Genomic DNA, 6,519 nt, shown 5'->3' on the forward strand with positions numbered 1-6,519 from the left:
TCTGCAAAAATAATTTTTAATTTTTCTTCCAACAAACCTTTTATCAGGAACTTATTAAAGTTATACTATATTTATCCACAAAATAAATCCTAAAACTATTCTAAATTTTACAACCAAGTACTTTCAAGTGGTTCATTTCCTTTATATTTGCCCTGAAAATTTTGTTTATGAAGTTTGATTTATTAAAGAAAGACACAAAAAGTCAAGCAAGAGCAGGTGTTATTACAACAGATCATGGCGTAATTGAAACACCTATTTTTATGCCTGTAGGAACTGTAGCTTCTGTAAAAGGAGTGCACCAAAGAGAATTAAAAGAAGATATTAATCCTGATATTATTTTAGGGAATACGTATCATTTATATCTTCGTCCGCAAACCGATATTTTAGAAAAGGCGGGCGGATTGCACAAATTTATGAATTGGGATCGCAATATCTTAACCGATTCTGGAGGATATCAAGTGTATTCTTTGTCTTCCAATAGAAAAATTAAAGAAGAAGGTGTAAAATTCAAATCACATATTGATGGATCGTATCATTTCTTTTCCCCGGAAAATGTAATGGAAATCCAGCGCACTATTGGTGCCGATATTATCATGGCATTTGATGAATGTACACCATATCCGTGTGATTACCGTTATGCTAAACGCTCAATGCACATGACACATCGTTGGCTAGATCGTTGTGTGGATCATTTGAAAAAAGTTCCTGTGAAATATGGTTATGAGCAAACACTGTTCCCAATTGTTCAAGGAAGTACATATAAAGATTTACGCCAACAATCAGCGGAATATATTGCAAATGTTGGTGCAGAAGGGAATGCAATTGGTGGACTTTCTGTTGGGGAACCTGCTGAAGAAATGTATGCAATGACCGAAGTAGTAACAGCTATTTTACCGGAAGACAAACCGAGATATTTAATGGGAGTGGGAACTCCGGTTAATATTTTGGAAAATATTGCTTTAGGAATTGATATGTTTGATTGTGTAATGCCAACACGAAACGCCAGAAATGGAATGTTGTTTACGGCAAACGGAATTATCAACATTAAAAATAAAAAATGGGAAGCCGATTTTAGTCCGATTGACGAAATGGGACATACTTTCGTGGATTTGGAATATTCAAAATCGTATCTTCGTCACTTGTTCGCTGCTAATGAATATTTAGGAAAGCAAATTGCAACTATTCATAACTTAGGTTTCTATTTATGGTTAGTTCGTGAGGCTAGACGACAAATTTTAGCAGGAACATTCCGCGAGTGGAAAGATAAAATGGTTATTCAATTAGCACAAAGATTATAAGTATGCTAAAACTAATTGACAAGTACATTTTAAAACGTTATTTGGCTACTTTTTCAGTCATGCTGTTAATGTTTATCCCTATTGGAATAGTTATTGACGTATCTGAAAAGGTAAATAAAATGATTGAAAAGAATGTTCCAATAGAGAAAATTCTGTTGTATTATGTCGATTTTACAGTTTACTTTGCCAACTTGTTATTCCCTATATTTTTGTTCTTATCTGTTATTTGGTTTACATCGAAATTAGCTAATAATACAGAGATTATTGCCATTTTAAGTTCGGGAATTTCTTTTCAACGTTTTTTAAAGCCTTATTTTATAGGAGCAACTATAGTTTCTGTTTTTGCTTTAGTTATGGGGTTTTTCCTAGTACCTAAAGCAAGTAAAGGTTTTAATGATTTTCGATACGAATACTTAAAAGGGAATAATAAAACCCGGGAAACGTCGGATATCTTTAGACAAATTAGCCCCAACGAGTATATTTATGTTAGTAATTATAATTACTTGTCTAAAACCGGATTTAATTTTGTTTACGAGAAATTTGAAGGAACTAAATTAGCAGAACGTATAAATGCTAATAGAATTAAATATAACGAGGAAACAAAAGTATATACCTTATTTAATTATACCAGTCGAAAAATCGGAGATTTAGACGACGTTTTGACTTCTTCCAACAAAGAAATTAAGAAATACAATTTTGAGCCTGATGATTTAACGCCTGTTATTTATGTTGCCGAAACGATGACAATTGGTCAATTGAATGATTTTATTAATAAGGAACGTGCAAAAGGAAGTGCTAATATTAATACCTATTTAGTCGTTTTTTATAAAAAATTCAGCTTACCGGTATCTGCTTTTATTTTAACGATTATAGCCGTTTCGGTTTCTTCAATGAAAAGAAGAGGAGGAATGGGAGTCAATTTAGCTATCGGAATTTGTATAGCGTTTACTTTTATTTTCTTTGATAAAGTTTTTGGAACCATGGCCGAGAAATCTAGTATTTCCCCTTTGTTAGCAGTTTGGTTTCCTAATATTGTTTTCGGAGTTTTAGCTTTTTACTTATTGCGAAATGCAAAACGATAATCTTAAGAGTTATTTACATCTTCATTTAATTGTGTTTATTTGGGGATTTACTGCGGTTTTAGGAGCGCTTATTTCTTTAGATGCTTTGCCGTTGGTTTGGTGGCGAATGGCTATAGCAACTACAATTATTCTTTTATTTATCGGTTGGAGAAAAATACCTTTAAGACTAGGCAAAAGAGCTGTTTTTTTTATGGTGTTGGCCGGTTTAGTGATTGCTTTACATTGGCTTACTTTTTTTAAAGCAATTAAAGTTTCCAATGTTTCTGTGACTTTAGCGTGTTTATCGACCGGAGCTTTTTTTGCTTCTTTTTTGGAGCCGTTATTGTATGGTAAAAAAGTAGTTTGGTACGAAGTGCTGTTCGGACTCATTGTTGTTCTAGGTTTGTATATTATTTTTAATGTGGAAGGCGATTATGTCTTAGGAATTGTATTAGCCTTAACGTCAGCTTTTCTATCCGCTTTGTTTTCCGTGATTAACGGAAAGTTTGCCAAAGAATACCATCCGGCAACTATTTCTTTTTACGAATTATTAGGCGGAGTATTTTTCTTGTCAATATACTTATTGGTGACTTCTGGCTTTTCAGCAGAATTTTTCCAAATCTCATTATCCGATTTAGGCTGGTTGTTTCTTTTAGCATCAGTTTGTACAGCCTATGCTTTTATTGCATCGGTTGCAGTCATGAAACATTTGACTCCTTATACCGTGATGTTGACCATCAATTTAGAACCTATTTACGGAATTATTTTAGCCGTCTTAGTTTTCAACGAAAAGGAAAAAATGAATCCTTCGTTTTATGTCGGAGCACTTATTATATTATCAACTGTTTTATTAAATGCAGTGGTGAAAAACTACCAGAAAAAACAAAAACTCAAAAATAACTGAAGTTAATATTATTGAAAATTTTATCTTTGTATTAGCAAACAAGAACCAAATTTAATAACCTATGGAATATTTAGATTTTGAACTACCGATTAAAGAGCTTGAAGATCAGTTGGATAAATGCGTAGTGATAGGGCAAGAATCGGATGTAGATGTTTCGAATACTTGTAAACAAATCGAAAAGAAATTAGAAGAAACAAAGAAAAATATATATAAAAACTTAACCGCTTGGCAAAGAGTACAGTTGTCAAGACATCCAAGTCGTCCTTATACAATGGACTATATCAGGGCTTTATGCGGAGACACTTTTTTAGAACTTTTTGGCGACAGAGGAGTAAAAGACGATAAAGCAATGGTAGGCGGTTTAGGTAAAATTGACGGACAATCCTTTATGGTTATTGGTCAACAAAAAGGATTCAATACCAAAACACGTCAATTTAGAAATTTCGGTATGGCTAATCCGGAAGGATATCGCAAAGCTTTGCGTTTGATGAAAATGGCTGAGAAGTTTAATTTACCGGTTGTAACTTTCATTGACACTCCGGGTGCTTATCCGGGACTGGAAGCAGAAGAAAGGGGACAAGGTGAAGCTATTGCTCGCAATATTTTTGAAATGTGCCGTTTAAAAGTACCTATCATCTGTGTAATTGTTGGAGAAGGAGCTTCAGGTGGAGCTTTAGGAATAGGTGTCGGAGATCGTGTATTCATGTTGGAAAACACTTGGTACTCTGTAATCTCTCCGGAATCTTGTTCGTCTATTTTATGGAGAAGTTGGGAATTCAAAGAACAAGCAGCTGATGCATTGAAATTGACTGCTCCTGATATGAAAAAACAGAAATTAATTGATGATATTATTCCTGAACCGCTGGGAGGAGCTCATTACGATAGAGAAACTACTTTTAAAACTGTAGAGAAATTTATTTCAAAATCATATAAAGAATTGAAAGATTTATCAACAACTGATTTAACAGCTCAAAGAATGGATAAATACTGTAATATGGGCGAGTTTAAAGAATAAGCCTTCAAAAAAACTAGAATTATCCGAAGCCTTACCGTTTCGGATTTTTTTTGCCTTATTAACAAAATGCAGCCAGTTATAAACAGAGTTGTTAACGTGTTTTGTTTATTAACTTATAAATCAAGCTATTAATTTTTGGTTACCTTAGCAAAATGGAAAACATCAAAAATATAAACCCTATTAAAGTAGATAAAACTACTATTATTAATTTAGAAAAAGGAAAACTTCCTCCGCAGGCTCTTGATTTAGAAGAGGCGGTATTGGGAGCTATGATGATTGACAAAAAGGGAGTTGATGAAGTAATTGATATTTTACAACCCGATGCCTTTTACAAAGATGCACATAAATATATTTTTGAAGCTATCGTTGAACTGTTCAATGATACACAACCTATCGACTTATTAACAGTTTCAGCTCAGTTAAAGAGAAACGGAAAATTAGAGCTTTCCGGAGGTGATTTTTATCTCATTCAGTTGACACAAAAAATTTCATCTTCGGCACATATCGAATTCCACTCAAGAATTATTTTACAGAAATACATTCAGCGAAGCTTAATTAAAATTTCTAATGAAATTATCGAAGAATCGTATGATGAAACTACCGATGTTTTTGATTTATTAGACAAAGCCGAATCCAAACTATATGAAGTAACACAAGGAAATATCAAGCGTAGTTCAGAATCGGCTCAAAGTTTGGTAATTCAAGCGAAAAAAAGAATTGAAGAAATTTCCAATAAAGAAGGGTTAAGTGGAATTCCAACAGGTTTTCATGATTTGGATAAGCTAACTTCAGGTTGGCAACCTTCCGATTTGATTATTGTGGCAGCGCGTCCCGGTATGGGTAAAACGGCGTTTACGTTGTCAATGGCACGAAATATGGCAATCGATTATCAAGCTCCGGTGGCATTTTTCTCTTTAGAGATGTCGTCTGTACAGTTGATTACGCGTTTGATCTCATCGGAAACAGGATTGTCTTCCGAAAAATTAAGAACCGGAAAGTTAGAAAAACACGAATGGGAGCAGCTTTCTATTAAAGTAAAAGATTTAGAAAAAGCACCATTGTATATTGATGATACACCATCATTGTCTATTTTCGATTTACGTGCCAAAGCGAGACGTTTGGCTTCACAATATGGAATTAAAATGATTGTGATCGATTATCTTCAGTTGATGACAGCTGGTGGAAATGGTAAAGGAGGCGGAAATCGTGAGCAGGAAATTTCAACTATTTCCCGTAACTTAAAGGCATTGGCAAAAGAATTGAACGTTCCGGTAATTGCACTTTCACAGTTATCGCGTGCAGTAGAAACACGTGGTTCCAGTAAACGACCTTTGCTTTCTGACTTAAGGGAATCGGGAGCGATTGAGCAGGATGCCGATATTGTATCGTTTATTTACCGTCCGGAATACTATAAAATTGAAGAATGGGATGACGAAGAACGTTCGCCAACTCAAGGTCAGGCCGAATTTATCGTAGCAAAACACCGTAACGGAGGTTTGGATAACATTCGTCTTAAGTTTGTGGGAAGTTTAGGTAAGTTTGACAATTTAGATGATTTCAGTTCACCTTTTGACGAATTGCCTTCTAAAATGAATTTGGATGACAGTAATCCATTTATAACACCAAATTTACCGTCACCTAATGAAGCTTTTGGAAGCAATATGAATTCTACAGATGATGACGATTCTGATGTTCCTTTCTAATGAATTTTTGACTAATTGACAGTTGACTAGTCCTAAAAATAAAAAGAGCGATTCAAATTTGAATCGCTCTTTTTTTGAGAATTAGTTATTTATAATCAGTTTTTGGCTTTTCGAAGAGTTATTAATATCTAGGATCAGATAGATTCCTTGCGACAAATTACTAATATCAATTGCGTTTTCAATAGAAGAAAGCACGTTTAATTTTTTAACGGTTTGTCCCAGTTGATTGACAATCACCAATTCTTTATCCTCCATTGTCTTAATGAAAAGAGTTTGTTTTGCAGGATTTGGATATATTGAGAAACTATTACTTCTCTCAAAATCTTTTACATCTAATACTGTGGTACAATTAGATTCAACAGTACATGAACCAACGGTAATTTCGACTTTATAATCGCCATCAACAGTAGGAGTATAGCTTTGATCTGTTTCCCCTGTTAGAATAGTATTTGGACAGCTATACCATTGATAGGTAGCACCCGATTGGTTCGCTGTTAAGACACCTGAATTTTCAGTAACAGTATCGTCAATTACAGTA

General features: G+C 34.1%; 6 protein-coding genes. 5 read left to right on the plus strand and 1 reads right to left on the minus strand.

Going from position 1 to position 6,519, the window contains the following annotated elements:
* Positions 1-167: 167 nt before the first annotated feature.
* The 5 genes from tgt to dnaB all read left to right on the plus strand — a co-directional run bounded on the left by tgt (position 168) and on the right by dnaB (position 5,981).
* Positions 168-1,298 carry a tRNA guanosine(34) transglycosylase Tgt gene (tgt, locus tag ACUSJC_RS12525; RefSeq protein ID WP_449269907.1) on the plus strand — a complete coding sequence of 377 codons (1,131 nt, stop codon included), beginning with the start codon at positions 168-170 and terminating at the stop codon, positions 1,296-1,298.
* A 2-nt stretch (positions 1,299-1,300) separates the two neighbouring features.
* Positions 1,301-2,380 (plus strand): LptF/LptG family permease, encoded by a 1,080-nt coding sequence (locus ACUSJC_RS12530; RefSeq protein WP_449269908.1) that lies wholly within the window; start codon positions 1,301-1,303, stop codon positions 2,378-2,380.
* Positions 2,367-3,263, plus strand: coding sequence for a DMT family transporter (locus ACUSJC_RS12535; protein WP_449269909.1), 897 nt, complete (start codon positions 2,367-2,369; stop codon positions 3,261-3,263). Before ACUSJC_RS12530 ends, ACUSJC_RS12535 begins: the two co-directional genes overlap by 14 nt.
* Before the next feature lie 61 nt (positions 3,264-3,324).
* Positions 3,325-4,278 (plus strand): acetyl-CoA carboxylase carboxyltransferase subunit alpha, encoded by a 954-nt coding sequence (locus ACUSJC_RS12540; RefSeq protein WP_449269910.1) that lies wholly within the window; start codon positions 3,325-3,327, stop codon positions 4,276-4,278.
* A gap of 152 nt (positions 4,279-4,430) precedes the next feature.
* Positions 4,431-5,981: a replicative DNA helicase gene (gene dnaB, locus ACUSJC_RS12545; protein WP_449269911.1), complete on the plus strand. Its 1,551-nt coding sequence runs from the start codon at positions 4,431-4,433 to the stop codon at positions 5,979-5,981.
* A gap of 81 nt (positions 5,982-6,062) precedes the next feature.
* Here the strand turns inward: dnaB and ACUSJC_RS12550 are convergent.
* A partial coding sequence (locus ACUSJC_RS12550) for a T9SS type A sorting domain-containing protein (RefSeq protein ID WP_449269912.1) occupies positions 6,063-6,519 on the minus strand: 457 nt, incomplete at its 5' end.

This window comes from Flavobacterium sp. U410 (genome assembly GCF_053570605.1).